The sequence below is a fragment of the Glutamicibacter sp. JL.03c genome (assembly GCF_025854375.1).
In the GTDB taxonomy this organism is placed as follows: Bacteria; Actinomycetota; Actinomycetes; order Actinomycetales; family Micrococcaceae; genus Glutamicibacter.
The window spans coordinates 820640-846359 of the sequence record NZ_CP107575.1 but is presented as its reverse complement, the minus strand read 5'-3'; the positions used below and the strand labels follow the sequence as shown (position 1 = coordinate 846359).

Below are 25720 nucleotides of genomic sequence, written 5' to 3'. Positions count from 1 at the left end.
GACCACCTGAATTCCCTAAATGAATCGCTTTAAATTAGCGCTTGGAACTCAGCCTATGAGCAGTCTTATCGCACGACAAGAGCAATCAAGGAAGTTAACTTTGTGGTTACACGCAGCGATGGCGGGTTCGCTTGCTCCCGCTGGGCCTTACTCGCTGAGGGTGATGCGTGCACCAGCAGCAGGTGCAGTGACATCAATGGTGGCAACGCCCACCTCGTCGCCGAGCTGGGCCATCACTTCTTCGGCGTGCTCGCCATCGCGCACCAGCAGGGCCAAAGTCGGCCCGGAGCCCGAGACCATGGCTCGCAAGGCGCCCGCGCCTTCGGCAAGGTCCCGCATAGTGCCCAACTCCGGAGCCAAGGCCAGCGAGGCCTGGGTCAGGTCATTGGCAAGCACCTGCGCCAGGGCCGGAGCGTCGGAGGCCATCAATGCCTCAATGACCGCTGGGTCGATTTCCTTTGGAACCTCGATGTCCATGCCGGAGCGCAGGCGATCCAGCATGCCATACACCCGTGGCGTGGACAATCCATAGCTGGCAGGAATCAGTACCCAGTGGGTTTTGGCACGGGTTAGCAATGGTGCCAGCTGGTCTCCGATGCCCAAGCCGATTGCTGCGCCGCCCATCAGCGCAAAAGGCACGTCCGCTCCGAGTCGCGCACCCAATCGGCCAAGCTCCTCGCGGTCCAGATGGGTCTGCCACAATTCGTTGCAGGCGACCAGGGTGGCAGCGGCGTCCGCCGATCCTCCGCCCATGCCGCCAGCAATGGGAACACGCTTGGTAATGTGCAGGTCCGCGCCTAGTGTCGTCCCGGTATGCTCACGCAGCAGCTGGGCGGCCTGGTACACGAGGTTGCCTTCGCCCAGCGGAAAGTTTTCCGGATCGTGGACCACTGGCGAATCAGGTTCAAGGCTCAGCAGCAGTTCGCCATCGGTACGTAGCGAGGCTTCGATTTGCTCGGTCAGGGATACCGCGACGTAGAGGCTTGCCACTTCGTGGTAGCCGTCTTCGCGAGGTGGCCCCACCCGGAAGTAGCAGTTGATCTTTCCCGGGGCTGTGGCGATAACGCGCTGTTGTACCACGGTTAGCCCTCGCTGTCTGCTACGTCTGCTGGAACTTCTTTGGCGGCCCGGGCGATGTTGATGTACTGCTCGATATCGAGCTTTTCGCCGCGTTCCTTGGGATCGATTCCGGCGGCCACCAAGATCTTTTCGGCGCGTGCGCCCGAACCGGCCCAGCTGGACAAAGCGGCACGCAGGGTCTTGCGACGTTGCGCGAAAGCGGCATCGATGATGGCGAACACTTCCTTGCGCTCCGGAGCGCCGCTGCGGTCCTTGTCGCGGGTGAAGCCAACCAGCCCGGAGTGGATTTTCGGGGCTGGCCAGAAGACGTTCATGCCGATCACGCCGGCTTTGCGCATGGTGCCGTACCAGGCGCCCTTGACCGATGGGACTCCGTAGATCTTGTTTCCCGGCGTCGCGCTCATGCGGTCGGCTACTTCGTCCTGGACCATGACCAGGCCGTTGCGGATGCTCGGGAAGTGTTCCAGCAGGTGCAGGACCACCGGAACTGCGACGTTGTATGGCAGATTGGCCACCAGTGAGGTCGGCTCCGCTGGCAGCTCGGTGACCTTCATGGCGTCACTGAGGATGACTGTCAGGTCGTCCTCGCGGCCTGGACGGAACTCGGCCATGGTTTGCGGCAAGCGCTTGGCCAGCGGCGGGTCGATTTCCACGGCAACAACTTTGGCTGCCGCATCCATGATGCCAAGGGTCAGCGAACCGAGCCCCGGACCTACCTCCAGAACCGTTTCAGTTGGGTCGACATTGGCGGCTGCGACAATGCGGCGGATGGTGTTCCCATCAATCACAAAGTTCTGCCCCAGGGTCTTGGTAGGGCGGATTCCCAGCTCTTCGGCCAGGCGACGGATTTCGGTGGCCCCAAGCAGAGGCAAAGATTCCTTAGACATCACAAGTCCAATTCTAGTTCAGTCAGTTGGATCCAAACATAACAACGCGACGCGCCCACCGTGATGGTGAACGCGTCGCGTCGTTAGGTTTGTTGGTCTCTAGCGCAGGCCCAGCTTCGACGAGCAGGCTGGCCAGTGGCCCCAGCCTCCGGAGGCGCGGAGCTTTTCAGCGGCTGCGATCTGTTCCTGGGGGGTTGCCTGGTGTGGCAATGGCGCATATTTGGTGCCGCCCACTGCTCGCCAGGACGAGGCCGAGAACTGCAGGCCGCCGTAGTAGCCATTGCCGGAGTTGATGGCCCAGTTTCCGCCGGATTCGCACTTAGCCAGCGCCTTCCACGTTGCCGAGATATTTCCGGTGTTGGTTGAAGGCTTCGAAGAGGATTCTTCCTTCTTCTCTTCCTTTTTTTCTTCCTTGGTGCCAACGCGAATCACTTCAGCGACAGGTTCCTTGGTGACCTTGGACTTGAGGACTTCTTCCTCGCCCTTCTTGCCGTTGCGGGTTTCCTGGCGCAGGGTCAGTTCGCGTTCGCCCTTTTTGCCTTCGGTCTTGACTTCGGTATCGCCTTTATCCAGGGACTTGTCCTTGACTTGCTTGGTCTCGAAGTCGATGTCGCGGGTTTCGTCCCAGGTCTTGACGTTGACCTCGATAACCTCGATCTCTGCGCCAGCGTCGATGGCGGTGCTGTCTTTGACGTTCTTTTCGGTCTCGTCGTCAACCTTGACGTTGATTTCGTCGTTGTCATCAACTTTGATTTTCTGCTCGTCGAGCAGTTCCTTGACGGTCGATGCGGTGGTGGACACGTCCTTCTTCTTGTCGCCCACGATCAGGGTGAAATCTTTCGGAGTGATCACTTCGAAGTCGTCGCTCAATGCGGTCAACTGCATGTTTTCGTCAAGGGAAATCTCGGATCCCTTTTGGAGATCCAGCTGGTTGACTACGTCAGCCACGGTCATGCCGGTGGTGTGAACAACGCGTTCGGTGCCGTCAACGGTCACTTCAACGGACTTGTTGCGCTTGATGTCAATCTTCTGGTCATCAGAAAGATTGGAATCGAGGGCTGCGGAGATTTCATCGCGTTCATCCAGCGAAATCTGCTGCTGTTCCAGCAGCGCGCTGACAGTCGCAGCACGAGTGCTGACTTCCTGGTCTACTCCATCGACGGAGATGACTACCGACTTCTGGCCAGCAACATAGAACACGGCGCCGGCGATAACCACAGCCACGGCGAGCGCCTGAGCCAGGTATTTCACCCAGCTTTTCTTGAGCAAGTGAGTCACGGTAGTGAGATCCCCATCGTTTATTGGCTCAAGCCCCGAAAATTATTTCAGTCGTTCGCGTCGAGCCCAGCAGCACCCGCTGCCTACTTATCAGTCAGATTCATGCCGTTTTTCCCGGACGCAACGATTTGCGAGGATCAGGCTGCCAAGGACTTCCCCACCCCATAAAGTGGACGGAAAAACCTCAAACATCTCATCCACCGTAACCGAATTGTTACATTCAAGGCAAGTGTCCTGTAATGAGGGGCACAGCCCGCGAGTCTAGAATGCTCCGTACACTTCACGGGTATTGGCCTCGATTTGCTCGCAGAATTCGGCTAGCTCAACACCTTTGGTTTCTGCCATGAACCTAGTCGTATAAGGAATCATGTAGCTCGCGTTGGGCCTCCCGCGGAATGGATGCGGGGTCAAGAACGGGGCATCTGTTTCCACGAGCAGCAACTTCGGGTCCGCCACGTTCAGCGCAGCACGCAAGCCATGGGAATTCTTGAAGGTCACCGTTCCGGAAAATGACATGTACCAGCCATTGTCGTTGCAGATTTCCGCCAAATGCTCATCCCCCGAGAAACAATGGAATACGACTTTCGGCGGCAACTGGGAGCTTTTGAGGATCTTCACCACATCATCATGCGCATCGCGGTCGTGGATCTGGACAGCCTTGCCCTGCTCTACAGCGATACGCAAGTGTTCGCGGAATGAGCGCTCCTGGGCCTCGCGCCCATCCTCCCCAGTACGGAAGTAATCAAGACCGGTTTCCCCCAAGGCTCGCACCCGAGGGTCCGCAGACAGCTCTTCGATGCGCTTGAGGGCATCGGCAAGTTCATCGCGTTCAGCAAGTCGTGCCGCGTCGTTCGGGTGGATGGCCACCGCAGCCAGGATATTGGGGTATTCATTGGCCACCTGCACTGCATATTCTGAGGAAGGGACATCGCAGCCCACCTGGATCAGGCCTTTGACTCCTACAGCGGCAGCAGCTGCCAATGCGTCAGCGGCAGAGACCTTGATCGTGCCATCGAGGAAGTCCAGATGGGTATGGTTGTCGACCACCGCAACCGGCAAGGCCTCCGGCGCTTCGGGATAGTGCAGGTTCCGCTTGCTGCCGCCATTTTCGTTCTGGGTCTTGCGCGCGCGCCCTTCAGGATCGGTTGAATCATCGATTTCGCTGGGACGGTAAGCTTCAGGAACACGGGTGATGTCGGTGCCCGACTTCTTCTTTGACACGGTTATCCTTTTCGCTCGTTCACTGCTGCCTACTGCTTGTTTTATTGTGTCACCAACTCAGACTTCAGCCCCAATCATCCTCCGGCTCGGCCAAGATTAGACTCTTCTGTTGGACAAAAGATGCCCATATGATAGTGATCAAGAGTCTTTTGAATGCCTCAGGATGCGAAGTGTCTCGCGGCTGACCCATTGCGCAGGAGGAACTTCGAATGAGTGCGAACCCGACGATGCCATCGCTGGATTCAACGTTCCAGGCGAATTGCCAACGCATCTTCGATGCCGTGCAGAGCGTGATCAACGGAAAACCGGAGGCCATCACGAATGCGCTGACGGTACTGCTGGCCCAAGGCCATTTGCTGCTGGAAGATGTTCCCGGCGTGGGCAAGACCATGCTGGCCAAGTCCCTGGCCAAAAGCGTGAACGGGTCCGTCCACCGTATCCAGTTCACTCCCGATTTGCTGCCCAGCGACGTGACCGGCGTATCGGTGTATTCGCCGCAGACCCACGAATTCACGTTCCATCCCGGCCCGATTTTCGCGAATATCGTCATTGCCGATGAAATCAATCGCGCCAATGCGAAAACGCAATCAGCGTTGCTTGAATGCATGGAAGAAACCCAAGTAACCGTCGATTCGATCACCCACCCGCTCGAACACCCCTTCATGGTGGTCGCGACCCAGAACCCCATTGATTCCGAGGGGACCTTTGCGCTCCCCGAAGCGCAACGCGATCGCTTCATGGGCCGGGTCTCCCTGGGATATCCGCAACGTGAAGCCGAAATATCCATGATCACCGGGCATCATCATCATGAGCCCTTGGAAACTTTGACCTCGGTCTTACAACTGGCTGACCTGCGGCAGATGATCAAGCAGGTCAGCTCGATCACCGTTACCGAACGGCTGAGCTCCTATGTCGTGGACTTGGGCCGTGCTTCGCGAAATCATCCGCACGTCGAGCTCGGCGCTTCACCTCGTGCCCTGATCCAGTGGGTGCGGGCCGCCAAAGCGCACGCTGCGATCAATGGCCGCGACCATGTTCTGCCCGAAGATGTGCGAAGCGTGGCCCAAATGGTCCTGAACCACCGGCTGATCCTTACCCGACGCGCGCTGGCTGATGGGGTGGACGTCCAAGACCTCATCCAGGAACTGCTTTCCAGCACCCCCGTCAGCTAGCTGATATCGCATGGAGAAGACACCTCGCTTTGACTCCCGCAATGCCTTGTCTTGGGTTCGCACGGAAGGATCGGCACCGGCCACGTTGCGCAGGGTGCGCCTGGACCTGCTCACGGTGCGCGGATGGTGCACGCTGGGCGCCGGGGCACTGCTCGTGTTTTTCGCCTATCTCTTCGGACGGCATGAGCTCATGGCCCTGGGCATCAGCCTGATCGTCTTGGCGGCGGTGAGCTGGGGACTCGCGCTGGGCCTTCGCGGGCGCACAGGAATCCAGAGACAGGTGCTCTCCACGGTGCCTAGCGTCGGCGACGTGTGCAGGGTAAGGCTGAGCTGCGCGGATTCGGCAACCATCCAAGAGCGGCTTCCAGAGAGCTTCGGCCCCGGACCCAAATTCGAGGCCCCGGGAGGCCTGGACTACGAACTGATCTTCGGCACCCGCGGCATCCACCAGCTCGGTCCCGCGCAGCAAATCGTCTCGGACACCCTGGGCCTCATCCAGGGAATGGTCAACACCGGTGAAACCATGGATGTCCCTATTCGCTCCGAATTGATTGATCTGCACCGCCTCGCCTCTCTTGGCGAGCAGATGCTCACCGGCGATGCCCGGCACTCGCTCAGCACCACCGCGGATTATTACGATGTCGCCATTCGCGAGTACCAGCAGGGCGATTCCATCCGCCAGGTCCATTGGAAGGCCAGCGCGCGGCAAGGCAAGCTCATGGTCCGCCAGGAGAATCATGTAGCCACCGCCCAGGCGCTGCTGATACTGGACACCGCATTCGATCATTGGTGCCACAGCGGTGCGGATCTTCGCCTGTCCATCCCCGCCGGGGCGGAGGAAGACCTGCCTAGCAGCCGTCGATTCGAAACGGCCTTATCGCTGGCCTGCAGTATCGGGCTGCGCTACGCCTCCAGCGGCTACCAATTATCATTCCGTGATCTCAACGGCGCGCCGCTGATCAGCCAGCATCCGCAAGCAACTTCCGAGGTTGCGGCCCCGTCGAACTTCGAATCCTTCCACGCGGCCACCGCGGTACTAGCGCTGAGCACCGGCGCGGCAGAGATGAATGCCTCGGAAATCTTCGGCGACGGCCTGCACAAGGAATTATTGGGGTACCGGGACGAACCGGTCATCATGATCCTGGGCGAGCTCACGATGATCCAGGCTCGATGGCTTGCCACATTGGCGCGCACGGTACGCCATGCCGAAATCTTTATTCTGGTAGCCCATCCGGAACGATACTCGGGAGTGCACCAGGAACTGGCCGGAACCGGGTGGAAGGTCCACCTGATCCCGGCAACCATGGGCGCAGAGCATATGTGGGGCGGAGCATGAGCATCAAGCTAAGCGACGCCCCCGCAACGGGCCGGGCCAGCGATCAAGAAGGACCGGGCATGAACCAAACACCGGTAGTCGAGAATTTCCTCGCGTGCGTGCTGGGCTCATTGTGCATGGCGGTGGCGGTACTTGCAGGCACGGCATCACTCACCGGTGTTGTCGAGGGCAGTTCCTGGTTCCCCTACCTTGTACTGCCCATCACCGCCATGCACGTTGCGGCCGGGGCGATACGAAGCGTGAGAGCCCTGCGCTGGCTGGCGCTTCCGGCTGCCATCCTCATCGGCATTCTCGCCATCGCCAGCCACGACGCGATGACCGCCAATACCTACGGTTTTTCCGCGCCGCAATGGTTCTTCTCGGCGTTGTCCGAGGCGGGCATCCAGCTGGCCACCCAGGTTCCGCCAGTAGCCAGCTCCATCTACGTGGACTTCGCCATTCTGGTCTTGGCGCTGGGCGTGAGCCTGATAGTGGAACTGCTCTCCAGTTTCCGGCGCACCTCCTTGCTGGTCATCATCCCGCTATCGTTTGCCCCGATTATCGCTTCCTTGTTCAAGCAAGAGGGCGCGGGCATCGGCTACCTTGCACTGCTGATTCTGGGGGTATTGGGGTACGCGGCCCTGGTGCCGCGCATCTTCGCCAAGCCCTCGCCTCGCGCCAGCGGGGCTCGTCTGCTGGAGCCGAAGGCCCTTGGGGTCTTCGGCCTCACAGCACTGGCCTGTGTGGGGTCCTTGATCGCCGCGAGCCTGTGGATGCCGGGCTTCCGTACTGGGATGTTCCCCGAAGGACAACGCCCGTCCGGAGACCTGCTCGCCAATAACGTTGATCCGCTGATCAATCTGGGACGAGATCTTCGTTCCAATGGGTCAGAGCCCTTCCTGACCTATTACACCAGCGCAGACCAAGCACCTTACCTTCGCAGCCAGGTCATCAAGGACCTGACCCAGGAACGCTGGGAGCCCACCGAGGGCCTCTTCCATTCCGATTACTTCGGCGATGTCGCGGTCAACAATAATTTCACGTCGTTCGGCAGCTCGGAAGAAGTACTGCAGATGACGTGGCCCAAGGGCAATAGCAATCCACTGTTGCCGCTTCCAGACCGAAGTTACCTGGTCAACGGAATCGTTGGCGATTGGCAGTGGACCCATGAGACCTCTGTGGCCCGGCTTGGCGGCGACGCGCTCGGAGCGACCAACGAAATTTCGGTCGCCTACGCGCAACTGGACATCACCGCGGAGATGATCGACTACCTTGACCAGCAGAATCTCGGGACGAACGACTTCATCACCGATGACTACACCCAGCTGCCGCAGGACCAGGACAATGCGCTGCAACCGTTGCTGAGGCAGACGCTTCAAGAAGCCTACGGGGCGGACAGCACGCCGAGCAGCGACCTGGACAAGGCCGTGGCGCTCCAGGAGTACTTCCGTTCCGGGAACTTCGTCTACTCTGAGCGCACTCCCTTACGCGAAGGCTATGACGGGGCCAACGCCGAAGTAGTCAAGGCGTTCCTTGACCGGCGTCAGGGATACTGCGTCCACTTCGCCTCGGCGATGGCATTGCTCGCACGAGAAGCAGGGATTCCCTCGCGGATTGCCGTGGGCTACGCGCCCGGTGAAGCCACCGGAGAATCCCTGGTGGTGGTCGAATCCGAAGAAGCAGGAGCGTTAGCCAGAGGCCTTGAGACCGGGACCGAATTGACAGGCTACAGCGTCAGCGGACAGCAGGCCCATGCCTGGCCTGAACTGCATCTTGACGGTATTGGCTGGGTTCCTTTTGAACCGACCCCCGGCCGCGGCTATAGCCCGACCTACGCGCCAGAGCCAACCGCCTCCGCTGCGGCGGAGGAAAGCACAGCACCTGAAGTGCCCACCGCACGCAGCACCGAGGTGCCTTCCGAATCGCCGACTCCTACCCCGCAGGCTACGACGGGGACTTCGGCCAGCGACGGAATGGGTGCCCTCTGGCTGATTCCGCTGGTGGCCCTCGTAGTGGTTGCGGGATTGTGCATCGGCCCGTGGCGCCGGCAGCGCACCCGGCACAAGCGCCTCGATCTGGTTCGTTCAGGCACGCCCGACGCGGCCCAGGCGCTCTGGGCCGAGTTGCTGGGCATCGGGATGGATGCTGGGAGCAAGGCGGGCGACCACGAATCGGTGGGCGACTACCTCGTGAGGCTGGCAGACGATCATCCGCAGCTCGCCGAGCCATTGCGCCTGCTGCAAAGCGCCATCGAGCAAAGCTTCTACGCCTCGCGCCATCCGCAGGCGCACGACGCCCCGATGCTGCTAGACGCCCTGCACGAGATCGAGCACCAGCTGCGAAGCGAGTTGCCCTTCGGACGCCGGATCCTCGGTTTCCTTTTCCCGCGTTCCCTGGCCTCTGCCCGAGGACAGCGCTGCGCCGTGAAAGACGCCGCAGATCATTAGACATTAAGACAGTTCGAGCCCAGCCATTTGGCTGGGCTCGAACTGATTCTGCGGCATCCTTGGATGCCTTGGGATTACTTCTTGGCTGCGTATGGATCGGCGATGCCGATGTACTGCACGGTGGTGTACTCGGCCAAGCCTTCCGCGCCGCCTTCACGGCCAAGACCGGACTGCTTCACGCCACCGAATGGTGCTGCAGCGTTGGAGATGACACCGGCGTTGAAGCCAACCAGACCGAATTCGATCTGCTCCGAAACGCGGAACATGCGGTTGAAGTCCTGCGAGTAGATGTAGGAGGCCAGACCGTATTCGGTGGAGTTGGCCAGCTTGATGGCCTCTTCTTCCGAGGTGAAGGTGGTGACCGGTGCGACCGGGCCGAAGATTTCCTGGGTGAGGATCTTGGCGTCGTTGGCCACGTTGGCCAGCACGGTTGGCTGGTAGAAGTAGCCTGGGCCCTCGACTGGAGCGCCACCGGTGACGGCGGTGGCGCCCGCGCTCACCGCCGCCTCGACCAGTGCATGCACTTCGTCGCGAGCCTTCTCTTCAACCAATGGGCCAACGGTGGTGTCGGCATCGGTGCCACGACCTGGCTTCAGAGCCTTCATGGCCTCGGCGAACTTGGCGGTGAATTCCTCAGCCACGTCAGCATGGACCAGGAAGCGGTTCGCCGCGGTGCAGGCTTCGCCCATGTTGCGCATCTTGGCTGCCATGGCGCCTTCAACAGCGGCATCCAGATCAGCATCTTCGAAGACGATGAATGGCGCGTTGCCGCCCAGCTCCATGGAGGTACGCAGGACCTTGTCGGCCGCGTCCTTCATCAGCTGCTTGCCCACTGGGGTGGAGCCGGTGAAGGACACCTTGCGCAGGCGGTCATCCTGCATCAATGGACCGGAGATCTTCGAAGCCGAGGCACCGGAAACAACGTTCAGCACGCCTGCTGGAAGGCCGGCTTCCATCATGGTGGCGGCAAACAGCTGCGAGGTCAGCGGGGTCAGCTTGGCTGGCTTGAGCACCATGGTGCAACCTGCGGCAACAGCCGGGCCGACCTTGCGGGTAGCCATGGCCAGCGGGAAGTTCCACGGGGTGATCAGCAGGCATGGGCCCACCGGCTTGTGGTGGACCAGGACCTTGTTCTTGCCCTCTGGGGTGGTGACGTAGCGGCCGTAGTGGCGCACGGTCTCCTCGGAGAACCAGCGCAGGAATTCGGCACCGTAGGTCACTTCGCCGTAGGCCTCGGCCAATGGCTTGCCCATTTCAAGGCTCATCAGCAAGGCGAAGTCATCCTTGCGTTCGGTGACCAGATCGAAAGCGCGGCGCAGGATTTCGGCGCGTTCGCGAGGAGCGGTCAAGGCCCACTCGGCCTGCACTGCGTCTGCTGCATCCAAGGCGGCCATAGCGTCTTCGCTGGTGGCGCTGGCCAAGGTCAGCAGCTTTTCACCGGTGGCTGGATCGAGCACGTCAAAGGTGCCGCCATCCGAGGCGTCACGCCATTCGCCATTGATCAAAAGACCGGTTGGAACCTTTGCAAGCAGTTCTGCTTCACGCTGGGCAGTGATCGACATACGCGCATCTCCTGAAACTCTAAATGAAACTAATCGTCGTTGATGCCTACGCTATTCTCGGCACAAGCGAACTGTAAATCGCCCTGTGCACTATGAAAGCGCAGATTCATTGTGCAATCAGCCTATGCGAGTTTCGCTATTTATCCGCTTCGTGACGTTCGGCCAGCACAGCCTCATAAAGATCGCGTTTCTTCACCCCGAATTTTTCGGCCACCTCAGCCACCGCTTGCTTCATTCGAGTGCCCTGCTCCACCAGTTGCGCAACCTTGGGTAACAACTCTTCTACGGTGGCCGGCTCGGCTTCCTCTGCACCGTGGATCACCACCACGATCTCACCACGCACGCCCTCCTGCGCCCACTGCAGCAACGAGCCGAGCGAGTCGCGCCGGACCTCTTCGAACTTCTTGGTCAATTCGCGGGCCACGGCCGCCTGTCGGTCCTCGCCAAAGGCTTGGACGGCGGCTTCCAGGAAATCATCCAGGCGGTGCGGCGCTTCAAAGAACACCATGGTGCGCTCTTCGGTGAGCAGCGAGTCCAGCCGCTTGCGCCGCTCCCCTGCCTTGCGCGGCAGGAATCCCTCAAAGGTAAAACGCCCTGTGGGAAGGCCGGAGAGCGAGAGCGCAGTGAGCACCGCAGACGGGCCTGGGACCGCGGTGACGCGAATGCCTGCGCTGAGCGCTGCCGCTACCAGCGGGTAGCCGGGGTCGGACACTGCGGGCATTCCGGCATCAGAGACTACGAGGATCGTGGCGCCTTGGGCTGCCAGATCGATGACTTCCGAGAGCTTGTGCGCCTCGTTGTGCTCATGGAGGCTCATGACCTTGGCGGTGATCTTGATTCCCAGCGCGTGGGCCAAGTGGTGGAAGTTCCTCGTATCCTCTGCGGCGATGATATCCGCGGTGGCCATCATCTCCCGCAAGCGCGGGGATGCATCGGATAGGTTGCCAATTGGGGTAGCGCCGAGGACGATGACGCCCTCATTCTCTGAGATCTGCACATTCTTAAGCCTACGCGAAGTACGAAAAGCCCACATTCCACCCTTTACGCCGGTAGCATGATCTGGTGATGGGCATCCCGACTTTCAACTCCGCGGATACTGGCCACGTCCGCTCAGCGCGTCAGGCCTTTACTTTCGAGAGCCTGAAACAGCGGCTTCTCCCCACGGTTGCGCTCAGCGGACCACTGATGTGGATCGTCCCGCTGGCGGTAACCATGCTGGCTGGGCTGCTGCGCTTCATCAATCTGGCGCACCCGCACCTGCTGATCTTCGACGAAACCTATTACGTCAAGGACGCGTTCTCGCTATTGCAAAGCGGTTATGAACGCGAATGGGCCGATGACAGCGACGCCCAGTTCATCGCGGGCGATCCGCAGCTGACCAACGATTCATCTTTTGTCGTCCATCCTCCGCTGGGCAAGTGGCTCATCGGCTTGGGAATGCTGCTCTTCGGCGACTTCAATGGCTTCGGTTGGCGATTCAGCACAGCGCTCTTCGGCACGCTGTCTGTGCTTCTGGTGACCCTGTGCGCCCGGCTGCTCTTCGGTTCGCACACCTTGGCTGGCATCGCCGGGCTGCTCATGGCCATCGACGGCCACTCCATCGTGATGTCCCGGACCGCGCTGCTGGATATCTTCCTGATGTTCTTCGTCCTGGCAGCGTTCTATGCGCTGCTCAAGGATCGAATCCAGGGACGCACCCAGCTGGCGAGAAAACTCTCCGTACCACGCGGCAACAGGCCCGATGACTTCCTGCTCGCCGACGGCCCGATGCTGTGGTGGCGTCCTTGGCGCCTGGTAGCCGCCGTGATGCTCGGCGGAGCTGTTGGCATCAAATGGTCGGCATTGTCCTTCGTGGCCGTCTTCTGCCTCCTGGCGGTCCTGTGGGATTTCGCGGCACGGCGCACCGCGGGGATCCACCGCTGGCAGCGCTCGGCCTTCTTCCGCGACGGAATCTATTCATTCTTCACGATGATCCCCATCGTCTTGCTCACCTACCTGTCCACGTGGACCGGCTGGCTGATCACCGCTGGCGGGCGCTACCGCCAGTGGGCCGTGGAGAATCCCGGGGAGGGCATCAGCTGGCTGCCGGCTCCGTTGCGTTCGCTCTGGCACTATCACCAGGCCGGCTATGCATTCCACACCGGGCTCAGCTCGGAACATGGCTGGCAGTCTTCGCCATGGACTTGGCCCTTTGCCGGCCGTCCGGTGCTGTTCTACTTCGAAGGCTACGACCGGGGTGCCAACGGCTGCGATCTGAAGCGCTGCACCGAAGTGATCACCGACCTGCCTAATCCGCTGTTGTGGTGGGCCTGCTCGATCAGCATGTTCCTGTTGATCTTCTGGTGGCTGGGCGCGCGCGATTGGCGGGCAGGAGCAATCCTCTCCTCCGCCGTGGCCGGTTTCCTGCCTTGGCTGATGTACCCGGAGCGCACGATGTTCTTCTTCTACACCCTGCCGCTGGTTCCGTTCATGATCCTGTCGTTGACGTATATGATTGGCAGGTTCATTCCACGTGAGCCGAATACCGGTCTAATGTACCGCTCGCGCATTATCGTGGTCGCCCTTGTAATTGCGATATTCCTGGTCACTTCGGCCTTCTTCTGGTCGATTTGGTCCGGGCAGATGATCGCGGATGAACTCTGGCGTCTTCACGTGTGGATCCCCAGCTGGGGCTAAGCCGTCGTGCTCCTGAGTGCTTGAAGCCATGAAATAGGCCACTTTGACGATTTTCTATTCCCGAAGGATCCAGCTTCCATGCAAGAAGTAACCGTCGAGCTGCTCACTGAATTAGCACCAGAGTTCAATACGACGAATCTTCTGATCGACCGCGTCGCCCGCGGCGCAGATCAACCCCTGTTCAGCGTGCAGCGCGACGGCTCCTGGCACGACGTCAGCGCGTCGGGCTTCCTCGCCGATGTGAAGCGCCTGGCGATGACCTTGATCAACGACGGGCTGCAGCCTGGCGACAAGGTCGCGATCATCTCCCGCACGCGCTACGAGTGGGCACTGGCAGAAGAGGCCATCTGGTTTGCCGGCGGCGTCTCGGTGCCCATCTATGAGACCTCCAGCCCCTTCCAGATCGAATGGATCCTGCGCGATTCCGGAGCACGCGTCGTCTTCGCCGAGGATCACGCGCTGCGCGCCAATGTGCGCCAGGCCGTGGCGCAGCTGGGCGAAGAGGTCCGCATCCATATCTTTGAAGGATCCGATCAGGCCGATAAGTCGCTGATCCCCTCGGCCGGGCTGCACCAGCTTCTTGTTGATCCGCAGCGGGTCAACGAAGAGCTCATCGAATCGCGTCGCGCCAGCATGGCGCTCGAAGATGTAGCCACCATGGTCTACACCTCGGGCACCACCGGCCGTCCCAAGGGCTGCAATATGTCCCATTCGAACTTCGCCATGGTGGCCCACAATCTTGCCGCGCATATGCTCGATATCCTCGGAGACCAGCGCCGCACGCTGATGTTCCTGCCGCTGGCCCATGTTCTGGCGCGCGCCGTGCAGCAGACCTGCATCCACGGCGGATCGATCATCGCCCATTCCAGCTCCATGGCCAATCTGGTCCAGGACATGGCCGCGGTGAAGCCCGGCTTCCTCTTGGCGGTGCCCCGCGTCTTCGAAAAGATCCGCACCACTGCCCTGGCCACCGCCGAGGGCAGCGGCAAGGCCGACTTGTTCTTGAAGGCCGAGCAGACCGCCATCGAGGTCTCCAGGATCCGTGACGCCCGTGCTCGCGGCCAGAAGGCACGCATGCCGCTGGGCCTGCGGGCCCGCCACGCGCTGTTCAACAAGGTCCTCTATCCGAAGCTGCGCGGCGTCTTCGGCGGCGAGTGCGGCTACGCGATCTCCGGGGCCAGCGCGCTGAACCAGGATCTGGCACATTTCTTCCGCGGCGCCGGCATCGAGCTGGTGGAAGGCTACGGACTGACCGAGACCACGGCCCCTGCCACGGTGAACCAGGCGTCGAGTACCCGGGTGGGCACCGTGGGCCGGCCTATCCCCGGTACCAGCGTCAGGATCGCCGAGGACGGAGAGATCCTGATCAAGGGCATTGGCGTCTTCTCCGGCTACCACAACAATCCCAAGGCCACCGCAGAGGTCTTCGACGCCGAGGGCTACTTCAAGACCGGTGACACCGGTGTCCTGGATGAAGCCGGATACCTGAAGGTCACCGGCCGCAAGAAGGAACTGATCGTCACAGCTGGCGGCAAGAACGTCTCGCCTGGCCCGCTGGAGGAAATGGTGCGCGCTGGCCGCATCGTGGCCCAGTGCGTCCTGGTCGGTGAACAGCGCCCGTTTATTTCCGCCATGGTCACCTTGGATCCCGAGGAACTGGTGCTCTGGGGCAAGGCCAAGGGCCTGGGCGATTTGCCCCTGGCCCAGGCAGCTGTGCATCCGGAGGTCATTGCCGAAGTCCAAAGCTATGTGGACACCGCGAATCTGACGGTGTCCCAGGCCGAGTCCATCCGCAAATTCGCGGTCCTCGATGAGGAATTCACCGAAGCCTCCGGACACCTGACCAATTCGCTCAAGCTCAAGCGGCAGGCCGTCCTTGAGCAGTTTGATGAGCAGATCCAGGCCTTCTACACCAAATAGCCTCACGATTAAGCAGCTCAGGCGCCGCTGTCGCGGCGCCTGAGCTGCTTAATGCCATTGACGGCTAGTTGCCGATGCCGAAGGCCCGTGCTTCCTGGCGAAGCCGGGAGGCCTCGCGGCGGCGTCCGGTCGGCCAGCAGCTGGCCAGCACGATGGCGATGGTCGCCAGGACCAGCACGGCGATGCCGATGGCGCTGTCCATCCAGAACTGCTCCGGGTACAAGCGGATCAGGGTGTCCCGGACGCTGAAGGTCCAGGATCCTTCGGAGAAGAACAGGGCGTGGAACTGGGTGAAGAAGGTTTCCCAACCCAGCAGCGCGGCCACCGCAAGCACGGCGATCATGGCCAGGGTCAAGATGGCCCCGGAGAACAAGGCCCGGCGCACTCCCCCGGCGTAGCGCTTGGCCAGGTACCACACGCCAATGAGCAGGATGAGGGCGAGGACCAATGCGAGGATGTAGGCGAAGCCGATCAGGTTCTTCACGTCGACCATATGCTGCACCTCCCCGTCGGTGAACATCGCCGATCCGGTGGAAAGCTTGAGCCCGGCCAGGTATTCGGGCCCGGCAAAGTTATTCAGGTAGTCCACGCCGTAGCTGCCGTAGGTCAGGCGTTCGGCGTCGGTGAAGCCGAAGCTGTCGCTGGGGAAGCCCGGACGGGCATAGGACAGCGCCAAGAAGGCCGGCGTGGCGATCAGCCGAATGGCCGTGATCAGGGTCAGCAGCGGGAAGACCAAAGCCACGATGACCTGGGCGGTGCGGCCCAATGGCGGCTTGGAGTTCAAAGCGCGTTCCCGGGCGACCCGGCGCTGCACTGCGGCTTCGGATCGTTCGGGCTCTGGCTCGTAGCTGCCGAAGACCCGGTTGCGTGCCTGGGCGACGGCCGCTTTGGTAGTGGGCAGCGATCCGGTCTTGGGCGCGACCGACACCGGTGGTACTTGCTGGGCGGTATTCGTGCTCTGTTCCTCCACATGCGGCTGGACACTGGTGGCCGGTGCTGGCGACTGGCTCTTGGCCTTCTTCTCTGCTTCGATCTCGTGTGGCAGCTTAATGGCGCGGATCACGTCTTCTACTGGTTCTTTGGCTTTCGGCGGGGCAGCTGGTTCCGCAGATGCCGGCTTGCCCGCAGCTACGGGCTTTCCCGCGGAGGCAGGAGCCGCGGTGTTGGCTGGCGCGGCTTGCTTGCCTGCTGCAGGTTTCTGTGCCAGCGGGGCCGCAGGGGCTTTGGCTGCTTCCGGCTTTTCCGCCGCCGCCTTGGCGGCTTCCGGTGGCGCAGGATCCGCGGTTTTGCCGGACATGGCTCGCCGGACAGCATCCTTGCGGGCAGCTTCCTTGGCGGCGGCGTCCTTGGCCGCTTCGGCCTGGGCCTGGTTTTTGTGGGCTTCCAAGCGCGCAGCAAGCTCTTCAGCTTTTTGGCTCAGCGATGCCTTTGGTCTTGGCGCGCCTTCAGGGCTAGCGGAGGCGGGCTGGCCCGCATCTCCTTGCCCTCCGGTAGGGTTCTTCGCCGCCTCAGCCATGAGCAAGCCTCCTGCAATTCGCGCGATGGTGTGATGTTTCGGGTCAATGGCAAGCCGCTGAGGGCTCACGCGCCTTCAGCATATCCACCGGGAAGGCACATGCGACGGATTACCACACCTAAAACACGTTTCGGCTAGGACACAAGCTGAGGTGCCCGCAAAAAGTACTTCGAGCGGAACTTACTGGTCCTTCTCGGGCAAGACGGCCAAACGCACGCGGGAGTCGAAGCGCTGGCCCCGGTAATCGCGCGCCCTCACCGAGTCCACCGGGGAGCTGGAGGCATGGCGTGGTTCGCGGGATGACGGCTGCTTGTCGCGTACCGCATCGACCAGGGCGTTGAGTTCGTCTTCGGGTTCCAGCACGTCCGGCATGGCCCCGCGAATCAGGCGCCAGCCGCTGGGCACGGTCAGGCGATTGGCATGCCGTGCGCACAGGTCGTAGCAATGCGGCTCCGGATAGGTCGCGAGCGGACCCAGCACTGCGGTTGAATCCGCGTAGACGTAGGTGAGGGTTGCACGAGCTGCTTCACGGCAAGCTGGGCGAGAACAAAGACGAAGACCTTCCACGCGCTCCATTCTACTCGCGGCATGCCCGCTAACCGGGGATCTAGGGGTGCCTGCGGGCCGATCCGCCCCGGGTGGCGAGCCAGGCGATAGGCTGGGAGGATGAACTCGAAGTTGCCGGATCAGCCCAGCGGGCCACGGCGCAACCGCCATGGCCGGGGACGACGCGGGCCGCTGGTGCCGATGCACCTGCCGGCCTACCGCTCCCGCCAGGAGCGATTCGACGACGCGGTGATGGCCAGCGCCCAGCGGCTGTCCGAGCGCTGGGCGCAGAAGATCGAGATCATCGACTTCCTGATTGAGCCGGTTCCCAGCGACAAGCTGATCAACCAGGCCCAGGCCGTCGGCGACCGGATACCTTTGGCATCGTCCGTGCCGGCGACAGCCCATGCACGGGCCAAGATCATCATTTTCCGGCTGCCCATCGAGCAGATCGCCGACAGCCCCGGGGAATTGCTGGACCTGGTCCACCAGTGCATTGTGCACGAGGTGGCGCAACTGTGGGTCAAGCCGATCAATGAGGTCGACCCGTCCTATTTCCCGGACGACCCCGACTACGAGTGAGCCCGGGCGGCCGCCGTGCCCTGTGGCGCGTGGGTGGCCAGCATCAGGCGGACCGCTCCGATCCAGACCAGCGCCGAGCCCACCAGATGGCAGACCACCAGGAGCTCGGGAAGGTGCGTGAGCGCCTGCACGATGCCGATCAGGCCCTGGCCGGCGAAGACCAGCACATACATTGCGCCCTTGCGGGCAACATTCGGAACCTGCTGCTGGTTCGCGGTGCGCCAGATGACCAGCGCCATGGCCAAGGCCAGCACCGCGGCCGCGGCGTGGACCACGGTGATGCCCAGCCAGTCAAAGCCCATGCGCGGCACGTCGGCGGAGTCCCCGGCATGCGGGCCGGAACCGGTGACCGCGGTGCCAAGGATGACCAGGACGGCGTTGAGCGCCAGCATGCTGGTGCCCAGCGTCTTGAGCAGCGGGGTGCTCTCCGGCGGCCGCATGGCCGTCAGGTTCTGGGTCTTGTCCCAGGTGATCGCCGCGGCGGTCAGCAGCAAGGTCGCCGCCAAAAAGTGCCCGGCCACCATGAACGGATTCAGCTTCACCCAGACGGTCACTCCGCCGATCACGGCGTTGAGCACCACAAGCCAGAACTGCACCCAGGCCCAGCGGGTAATGGCCGGCACCGGTTCGCGTTGCAGCCGGGCTGCGATGATCACCCATCCCACCGCGGCGCACAGCACCGTGGTGAGCAAACGGTTGGCGAATTCGATGGTGGCGTGGATGCCCATTTGCGCCGTGGGCGCCAAGGACCCGTCGGTGCAGGCCGGCCAGTCCGGACAGCCCAGGCCCGAGCCGGTCACGCGGACCACGCCTCCGCCGACAATGATCAAGATGGCAGCGACCATGGCAGCCAGGCTGGCAGCGCGCAGCGAACGGCGCTCCAAGGCGATTCGGCTGGCGAACCAGCCGAAGGGGGTAACCATAAAACTATTCCTTGGTGGCGGGAGGCTACCCGCCGATATTCACCACAATGCCGTCGCGACCGGCATTGGCCTGAGGCATGGCAGCCCAAGCGATAGAACGTTCAGAGCTCAGGGTCACAGCGCCGATGAAGGTGTTCGCGTCGGTCGAGAAAATCACTGCCTGCGCGTCATCCGCCACGGTTTTCGGATCGAAGACAATGCTGGATCCAGCACTGATCTCCAGCTTCCTGCCCTTGCTGAGCTTTCCGTCCTGGTGCACCACCGTGGCTTCCACGGAGGAATCCGAGTCCACGGCGGCCAACGAGAATTTGCCGGTGCCATTGGCCGGGAGCGGCATGGCCTGCGTTCCGGCCAATACGTTGGAGCTGGCGGCCCATGCAGTATCCGAGGAGTCCTTCGGGTTGCTGCCTCGGACCATGCGCACCGCAGCGGTCACCGGGGCATCCGACTCCACCACGATGGTGTAGTAGCCGCCGGCAAGTTGCTTGAGGCTCTGCACATCGGTGGCATTGGAGGCCACCGCTAGGTTGTCATCGAAGCTGGCAGCTACTTCGCCGTCCTTGCCCAGAACCTTGACCTTGTATCCGGCACCGGAGGAACCGGTGGCGGAAACGTGCAGCTGCGGCACCAGCGAGCTGTCCTCCTTGCTCAGGGCATCGGCATTTGATTTCTCATCGATCCAGACGCCCGGGATCACCTGGGTGTTGGACGCCGAGGCATTCGGAGCAACAAAGTCCACGCCGGACGGGGTCAACCCGCGCAATGCGGCTTGCTGGACCGATGCGGTGATCTTGCCGCCAACACTCGTGACCTCGGCGGAGACCGAATCCATGTTCTGTGCGTAACCACCCAGAACCAGGGCGCGGCTCTGCCCCGGTGCCAGGACGATGCTCTGCAGGGTCGGGGTATCGATCAGGCCTTCCGGCCCGCGCAAGCGAACAGAGATCTGAGCGGTGGTATGGGTCGGATTCGACAGGTTCATCACGCTGGTCGAACCGGTGCTGGTCTGCAGGCCGGTGAATCGCCAGTTCGATGCTGGCGCCTGGCAGGTGGCAGTGGCCAATCCTGCAAGGTCGCCGTCCTTGGCCTGGTAGCTGCGCAGCGCGCTGCCTTCCGAGGCCAGGCCGCCAAGGGGCTGCAGCGAATAGACCTGTGCGTCATCAACATCATTGATGGTCGAGATCTTGCTCGTGCGTCCGGTCTGCCCGTCGTCATCTGAACCGCGCGCCTCCAGGGCTTCGGCTTCGGCGATGCGCTCGGTCAGCGATCGCTCCGAGGAGCCGTCGAGCTTGGCGAACGAGGATCCAGGGATGCGCTTGGCCAGGTCCGATACGGCGATGCCGCGCAGGTTGCTGGAAACCTCTTTGGCTCCGGCGGCGAACTGCGGGTCGGTGCCGTCAACGCCCTTGAGCAATTGCGGGGTCGGTGCGCAGATGCTGCTGGCATCGCCTGCGGGCAGGTTGGTCACGGCCGCTGGCAGCGTCCTTTCCGCGGCCTTCGGAGCGACCACGGATCCGCCCGCGACAACTGCGCCGGCGGCGATGACCGCAGCCAGGCTCAGGAGCACGGCCCCGGTCTTCCTGCGGGCGGGCGCGGCGGCCGCGTCCTTGCTCGCGGCAATTCGTGCCGTCTCCAGCTTTTTGCGGCGGGCGTTGACCTTGCCCTCGGTGGACTCGCTGGCCGGGCTTGCCTCGGTGGCCTGGGCCTTGTGGGCCTGCTCTTCCTTAGCTGCTTCGGCCGCGCGGATCTTTTCCAGCTTGCGGCGCCGCATGGACACCTTGGCGTTTTCCGGTTCCTCTGCGTTGTCCCGGGACGCGGCGGCAGGGGTGGTTGCCGCTGGGGTCGCTACTGCGGCTTGTGCTGCCTGCCCGCTGTCATCGGCCGGCGTTTCAGCCTTGTCAGCAGAGGCCTTGCCCGATTCTGCCTGCTCCGGTTCTGCCTTGTGCGCAGCCTTTGGTCCATGGGCGGCAGCTGGGGTGAACGGGGTCGATGAGCTGGCCGCCTGGTGCGCTGGGTGGGCCTCGGACGAAGCCGGATCCTGCGCGGGCGCAGCAGCTGGCTGATCCTCGGTTTCGGAGGTATCCCCCGGCTTGGCGCCGGATGCTGGTTCTGCGACTGCGGCAGGCGTGCCCGCTGCCTTCGATGGTTTCTCGCTGGACGGCTCGGAGGCCTCGGCCGGCTCGGTCTCCGGCGCAGCAGCTGGCGCAGCCGCTGGCTTGGCAGTTTCCTTTGCTTGAGCCTTCTGCTCCTTGGCCGCGTTCTTGGCGTCCATCTTGGCACGCTGTTGCGCTTCCTTGGCGCGCGCCTTTTCGAGCTTTGCGTCGACCTTGGCTTTGGCCTTGGCGGCTTTCTGCTCTGCTCGCGACAGGGCAGCGGAAACAGGCTGCGAAGGTGCCGCCGATTCCTGCGGGCTTGCCGCCGGTTTTGGCGAAGGAACCTGCTCGGCTGGCTTGTCAGCAGAATCCGCTGAGTTCACGTTCTTCTCGTCGCTCACTACTTCTTCTCCTGCTCGGCGTCATCGTCCGAAATTCGGTCGTTGAGCTTCGGGGTCAAGTTCTCCCGGATCTCATTGGCACGCTCACGGGCCTCGCGTCGGCTCTGCGGAAGCACGCCGGTGGCCGTGGAAGGGCTCTGCACTTCAGCTGCCGCCAGGACCTCGGAACCGTCAGCCAGTTCTTCGTCTTCTGCCCGTGGTTCACGGAACCGGTAATCGCTATTGCGGTAGTTGGCGAAGCGCCGGGAGCTTGGAACCGGGATGGCCAGCAATATGGTGATCAGCAAGACCAGGCATCCAAGAACCAGGACTGGGGTGGCCATGGCTTCCTTGTGCGAGAGCGTCAGTTCGCCGCCTTCGGCGGGAACCTCGAAAGCTTGCGCCCAGCGGGTGTCCGAATCCTCGGGGTAGGCGACGGAGCGCAGCGCATCACCGTTAAAGCTCGCCCGCAGCTTGGCATCGGCGGCAGTGGCCAGGACCAGGGTGCGCTTCGCATCGGATGCGGGGATTTCTACCTTGCTGCTCTTTCCGCGTTCGGTCGGCAACACGGTGACTGCGCCGTCTTCGCTGACCAGGCGTGCGAAACCGGTTCCTTCAGCGCCGGCCGAGGTCCCGTAATCCACGCGCCAGAGCCAGCCGCTGTCCGTTTGGCCGACAGAGGCCAGGCCGGTGGCGGCGTCAAGGGTGCGCACGGTCGCTGGAACGGATTCACCGGTTTCGTTCAGGACGATGTACCCGATGCCCAGTTCGCGCAGCGACTCGCGGGAATCAAGCGCCGACTCGGAGAGCAGCATGGCCACGGCCTTGCTCTGCACCGAAGCGGTGATGGATCCTTCATTGCGCTCTGGATCCAGCAGGCTTCCGCCCAGCGCCTTGACTTGCGAATAGCGGCTGATGCTATCCAGGGTTTCACCCGAGCCCGACACCAGCTGGCTGTCGATTTCGCCGGAAGACCGGGGGCTGAGCACCAGGGTGCGTTCCCGGAATTCCGAACGTCCAGCATCGGCCGCCGTGGCTGGCAGGGTACGTGGCTGCGATGGGCCCACCTGCTGGGTGTTGACCAGCTTGGCCAGGGATTCCGAGGTTGCAGCCGGGTTCAGCTGCGTAGCCAGGAGCACCGAGCCGGAAGCCAGAACGGCCACGACGCTCAGTGCGGCTGTCAGGGCCAAGATCGGCCGAGGAGCACCGCCACGAATGGCGCGTGGCTTGTCCTCGTGGCGCGCAGCGGCCAAGGCATTGGCGGCGGCGGCCATCAGGGCGAATACCGCGAAGGAAACAAATGGTCCGGTGTACGCGGTGACCGCGGTGTGCGAATCCATGGAGACCGGGATGAAGCCGATGGCCCATCCTGCGGCCACTGCGATCACAGCTGCCCAGAGCAGCCGGCGGGAGTTCCGGCGCATGACGGCGTTGAAGCTGAATGCGGAGCTCAGGGTGCCAAAGACCGCCATGAGAATCATCGGTGCGCCGACCAAGAGGGCGGCAACCAGTGCCCATGGGCCGGCAGGCAGCATATCCCAGCCCACCAGGCCGACCTTGGGGTCGAAGGCTTCCGGGAAGCCGAGCAGCATCTGCCATGGCGCTGCCGGCGAGAATGCTGTGGCAGCTCCTGGTTCGGTGAAGAGCAGTCGTGGTTCGCTCAGCGAAGCCACCAAAAGCGGAAGGTTCCACAGCACGGCCGGCAACGGGATCCACCACAGGCTGCGCGCTCGCCGCAGCGAAGACAAAGCCAAGGCATAGATCAACACGGTGGCGGTGAGGAAGAACGCCATCGATCCTGCGGAGATCGCCCAGAGCAGCAAGGCTGCCGAAGCTGAGGACGTCCAGGCCGCCACCGACTGCTGCTTCGCCGTCTTGGGCTTGGCCCCCTCGACGGCTACCTGTGCGTTCATGGAACGCAGGACTGCCATGACAAAGACCGGCAGGAGGATATGCACCATCGCGGCACCGACTCGGCCCGAGGCCAAGGCGGAGGCCAGCGATGGCAGCAGTGCCCAGATGAGCGCCGCGAAGAATCGTACGGCTCGGGAGCGGCTGACCGCTCCAATCCCCCACCATGCGCTCAGTGCCGCTAATGGCATGGCAGCGAGGAAGAGGTAGGGCGAGGCCTGGTTGGCGTGGCCGAATGTCACCAGCGAGAACAGCCAGAAGAGGATATCCGAGTTGTCAGGCGGCGCGCTCGCACCGGTGCCGATGCTCTGCCACCAGGACAGGGCGTTGGCGCCGACTTCCTGGGTGCTCTGCGAGAACGGGCGCAAGGCGCCACCGGAAAGTGCCGAAGCGCCCAGCACGTTGCGCCAAGCGATCAGCGAGGCGGCCACGGAAAGCAGCAGCGCGAAGACCAGAGAGAGCACCGCAGTGGTGCGTGGCGGGCGGGCGATTCTGACGAAGTCCGAGAAGTTATCGCCGCTGGGCTCCACCATGGCGTCGGCTCCGCTGCCATCGCCGAAGACTTCTGCGTCATCGCGTCCGGTATTCAGGTTGCGGCGGTATTCGCGCACTTGGGCAGCCGAAGTCATCAGCTTGCGTACCTGCCGGCGAGGGACCTGGCGAATCTGCGAGACATTGCGACGGGAGGCCGCCAGCTTGCCCGGAGTGAACAGGCCACGCAGGGTCGCGCCGAGGTGGCTGAACCCATGGCCCGGGTCCTTGGCGAGCAAGGCCAGCAGGAAGTGGCCGATGGCTCCGAAGAGCAGCCCGATCCATAGGAACGGCAAAGCCAGCGGCGAAGCGAACTTCAGTCGCTGGAAGACTTCTGAGCGCTTGGCTTCACGCGGTCCAGCCAAGGAGTCGACTACCTCGACCTGGTGGTACATCTTGGCGGTCGGGACCACTACCACGCGGTGTCCGGCCAAGCGGTTTCGCCAGCACAAATCCACGTCGTCGCCGCGGCCTGGAATCGCCGGGTCGAATCCTCCGAGGTCTTCGAAGACTTCGCGGCGGATGAACATGCCTGCCGAGGACACGGCAAAGTAGTCGCTGCGTCCGTCGTACTGGCCCTGATCGACTTCGTCGGTATCGATCATGGTCAGGCGCTGCGCCTTGCGGTCTACGCTCAGGCCTACTTCGGCCAGGTGCCGCGGGTTGTCTATATCCAGCAGCTTGCAGCCGGCGATGGACACCGATTCGGACGCTTCGACGGCTCGCGTCAAGCTTTCAAGAGCATCAGGCGCCGGCATGGAGTCATCGTGGATGATCCACAGCCACTCATCTCGGTCGGTGCGGGCTTCTGGAAGCTGCGCTACAGCTGCTTCCAGGGATAGGCCGAGGGATCCTTTCTCGGCCAGCAGCAGGGCTGCGTTGGAGGGCAGGTTGGCCCGAAGGACTTCAAATGAAGCATCGGAGGAAGAAGCGTCGACTCCGACAAATCGTTCAATAGGCCGCGACTGGTTGCGCAGCGCGGCCAAAGTGCGTGGTAAAAAGTCAGCGCCATCGTGCGAGGCAACGATGGCGGTGACGTGAATTGGCGGACGAATTAGATTGCTCGTTTCCGTAGACGGCGACGTTCGCGCTCTGAGAGCCCTCCCCATATGCCGAAGCGCTCATCATTGCTCAAGGCATATTCTAGACATTCAGAGCGGACAACACATGCGCCGCAGACGCGTTTCGCGTCGCGAGTCGAACCGCCCTTTTCAGGGAAAAACGCTTCCGGGTCCGTTTGCGCGCACAGTGCGCGGGCTTGCCAGCCCAGTTCGCCTTCATCAACTTCGCCGCCAACACCCAGCCAGACGGCCTTGATGGTGTCGCGTACTTCTTCGTCCTCATCCAGCTCCGGCGCCCAGGATCCGACGGAAGGAATTTCTTCAGCGTCCGGTGCTGTCTCGTGCTCTTTAAGGTAATTGTCGGCCGCGGTCTCCAGGTCGGCTGCTACTGCAACACGTGCGGACTCACCGGCTTGAGGATCGACAAACCAGTCAGACGGTGCGTCTTCAAGCCCGTACTGAGCGGACGCAACAGCCGAGGTCGAAAATTCGGAGTACCCCTGCTCCAGATTCGCCATGGTGATGTTGACCTTTCGATTGGTTTGAGTGGATGGGGCCTTCTCTGGCACCTACCCATCCGGCAGCATTTATTCCATCAATCTAGAGAATGTGATGGATT

General features: G+C 62.3%; 18 protein-coding genes. 6 read left to right on the top strand and 12 right to left on the bottom strand.

Annotated features, from left to right (window positions below):
- Window positions 1–147: 147 nt before the first annotated feature.
- The 4 genes from OF385_RS03890 to OF385_RS03870 form a co-directional block, all read right to left on the bottom strand.
- The gene (locus OF385_RS03890; protein WP_264277070.1) at window positions 148–1080 is read right to left on the bottom strand and encodes a 4-(cytidine 5'-diphospho)-2-C-methyl-D-erythritol kinase; all 933 of its coding nucleotides are present in this window, start codon (window positions 1078–1080) and stop codon (window positions 148–150) included.
- A 2-nt stretch (window positions 1081–1082) separates the two neighbouring features.
- A complete protein-coding gene (gene rsmA / locus OF385_RS03885; protein WP_264277069.1) occupies window positions 1083–1967 on the bottom strand; it encodes a 16S rRNA (adenine(1518)-N(6)/adenine(1519)-N(6))-dimethyltransferase RsmA in 885 nt (294 codons plus the stop codon).
- A 99-nt stretch (window positions 1968–2066) separates the two neighbouring features.
- A complete protein-coding gene (locus tag OF385_RS16630; RefSeq protein WP_319019227.1) occupies window positions 2067–3245 on the bottom strand; it encodes a transglycosylase family protein in 1179 nt (392 codons plus the stop codon).
- Window positions 3246–3506: 261 nt separating this feature from the next.
- Window positions 3507–4466: a TatD family hydrolase gene (locus tag OF385_RS03870; RefSeq protein WP_264277068.1), complete on the bottom strand. Its 960-nt coding sequence runs from the start codon at window positions 4464–4466 to the stop codon at window positions 3507–3509.
- A gap of 209 nt (window positions 4467–4675) precedes the next feature.
- On the opposite strand from OF385_RS03870, the gene OF385_RS03865 reads away from it, so the two are divergent.
- From OF385_RS03865 to OF385_RS03855, 3 genes are read left to right on the top strand one after another with little or no spacing between them, the layout of a single operon-like run.
- Window positions 4676–5638, top strand: a complete 963-nt coding sequence (locus tag OF385_RS03865; protein ID WP_264277067.1) for an AAA family ATPase — start codon at window positions 4676–4678, stop codon at window positions 5636–5638.
- 10 nt (window positions 5639–5648) lie between these two features.
- Window positions 5649–6974 (top strand): DUF58 domain-containing protein, encoded by a 1326-nt coding sequence (locus tag OF385_RS03860; protein WP_264277066.1) that lies wholly within the window; start codon window positions 5649–5651, stop codon window positions 6972–6974.
- Complete coding sequence (locus OF385_RS03855) at window positions 6971–9400, top strand: DUF3488 and transglutaminase-like domain-containing protein (RefSeq protein WP_264277065.1); 2430 nt, start codon at window positions 6971–6973, stop codon at window positions 9398–9400. Before OF385_RS03860 ends, OF385_RS03855 begins: the two co-directional genes overlap by 4 nt.
- 74 nt (window positions 9401–9474) lie before the next feature.
- On the opposite strand, the gene OF385_RS03850 is transcribed toward OF385_RS03855, so the two are convergent.
- Together OF385_RS03850 and rsmI are read right to left on the bottom strand one after the other, a co-directional pair.
- Window positions 9475–10962 (bottom strand): NAD-dependent succinate-semialdehyde dehydrogenase, encoded by a 1488-nt coding sequence (locus OF385_RS03850; protein ID WP_264277064.1) that lies wholly within the window; start codon window positions 10960–10962, stop codon window positions 9475–9477.
- A gap of 136 nt (window positions 10963–11098) precedes the next feature.
- Window positions 11099–11959: a 16S rRNA (cytidine(1402)-2'-O)-methyltransferase gene (gene rsmI, locus OF385_RS03845; protein ID WP_413468084.1), complete on the bottom strand. Its 861-nt coding sequence runs from the start codon at window positions 11957–11959 to the stop codon at window positions 11099–11101.
- A 68-nt stretch (window positions 11960–12027) separates the two neighbouring features.
- Between rsmI and OF385_RS03840 the strand changes: the two genes are divergently transcribed.
- On the top strand, window positions 12028–13638 hold the full coding sequence (locus OF385_RS03840; protein WP_264277063.1) for a dolichyl-phosphate-mannose--protein mannosyltransferase: 1611 nt from the start codon (window positions 12028–12030) through the stop codon (window positions 13636–13638).
- A gap of 78 nt (window positions 13639–13716) precedes the next feature.
- Complete coding sequence (locus tag OF385_RS03835) at window positions 13717–15558, top strand: AMP-dependent synthetase/ligase (protein WP_264277062.1); 1842 nt, start codon at window positions 13717–13719, stop codon at window positions 15556–15558.
- A 64-nt stretch (window positions 15559–15622) separates the two neighbouring features.
- On the opposite strand, the gene OF385_RS03830 is transcribed toward OF385_RS03835, so the two are convergent.
- Both OF385_RS03830 and OF385_RS03825 read right to left on the bottom strand, forming a co-directional pair.
- Window positions 15623–17074 carry a TIGR01906 family membrane protein gene (locus OF385_RS03830; RefSeq protein ID WP_264277061.1) on the bottom strand — a complete coding sequence of 484 codons (1452 nt, stop codon included), beginning with the start codon at window positions 17072–17074 and terminating at the stop codon, window positions 15623–15625.
- A gap of 180 nt (window positions 17075–17254) precedes the next feature.
- On the bottom strand, window positions 17255–17650 hold the full coding sequence (locus tag OF385_RS03825; protein ID WP_413468083.1) for a DUF3499 domain-containing protein: 396 nt from the start codon (window positions 17648–17650) through the stop codon (window positions 17255–17257).
- Between the two features lie 90 nt (window positions 17651–17740).
- On the opposite strand from OF385_RS03825, the gene OF385_RS03820 reads away from it, so the two are divergent.
- Window positions 17741–18202, top strand: a complete 462-nt coding sequence (locus tag OF385_RS03820; protein ID WP_264277059.1) for a metallopeptidase family protein — start codon at window positions 17741–17743, stop codon at window positions 18200–18202.
- Here OF385_RS03820 and OF385_RS03815 read toward each other — a convergent pair.
- The 4 genes from OF385_RS03815 to OF385_RS16625 form a co-directional block, all read right to left on the bottom strand.
- A complete protein-coding gene (locus OF385_RS03815) occupies window positions 18193–19125 on the bottom strand; it encodes a COX15/CtaA family protein (protein ID WP_264277058.1) in 933 nt (310 codons plus the stop codon). The genes OF385_RS03820 and OF385_RS03815 overlap by 10 nt on opposite strands.
- 25 nt (window positions 19126–19150) lie before the next feature.
- Window positions 19151–21619 carry a DUF5719 family protein gene (locus OF385_RS03810; RefSeq protein ID WP_264277057.1) on the bottom strand — a complete coding sequence of 823 codons (2469 nt, stop codon included), beginning with the start codon at window positions 21617–21619 and terminating at the stop codon, window positions 19151–19153.
- Entirely contained in the window at window positions 21619–25026 is a 3408-nt protein-coding gene (locus OF385_RS03805) for a glycosyltransferase (protein ID WP_413468082.1), read from the bottom strand. Before OF385_RS03805 ends, OF385_RS03810 begins: the two co-directional genes overlap by 1 nt.
- A 68-nt stretch (window positions 25027–25094) precedes the next feature.
- Window positions 25095–25619, bottom strand: coding sequence for a WhiB family transcriptional regulator (locus tag OF385_RS16625; RefSeq protein ID WP_319019225.1), 525 nt, complete (start codon window positions 25617–25619; stop codon window positions 25095–25097).
- Window positions 25620–25720 lie beyond the last annotated feature (101 nt).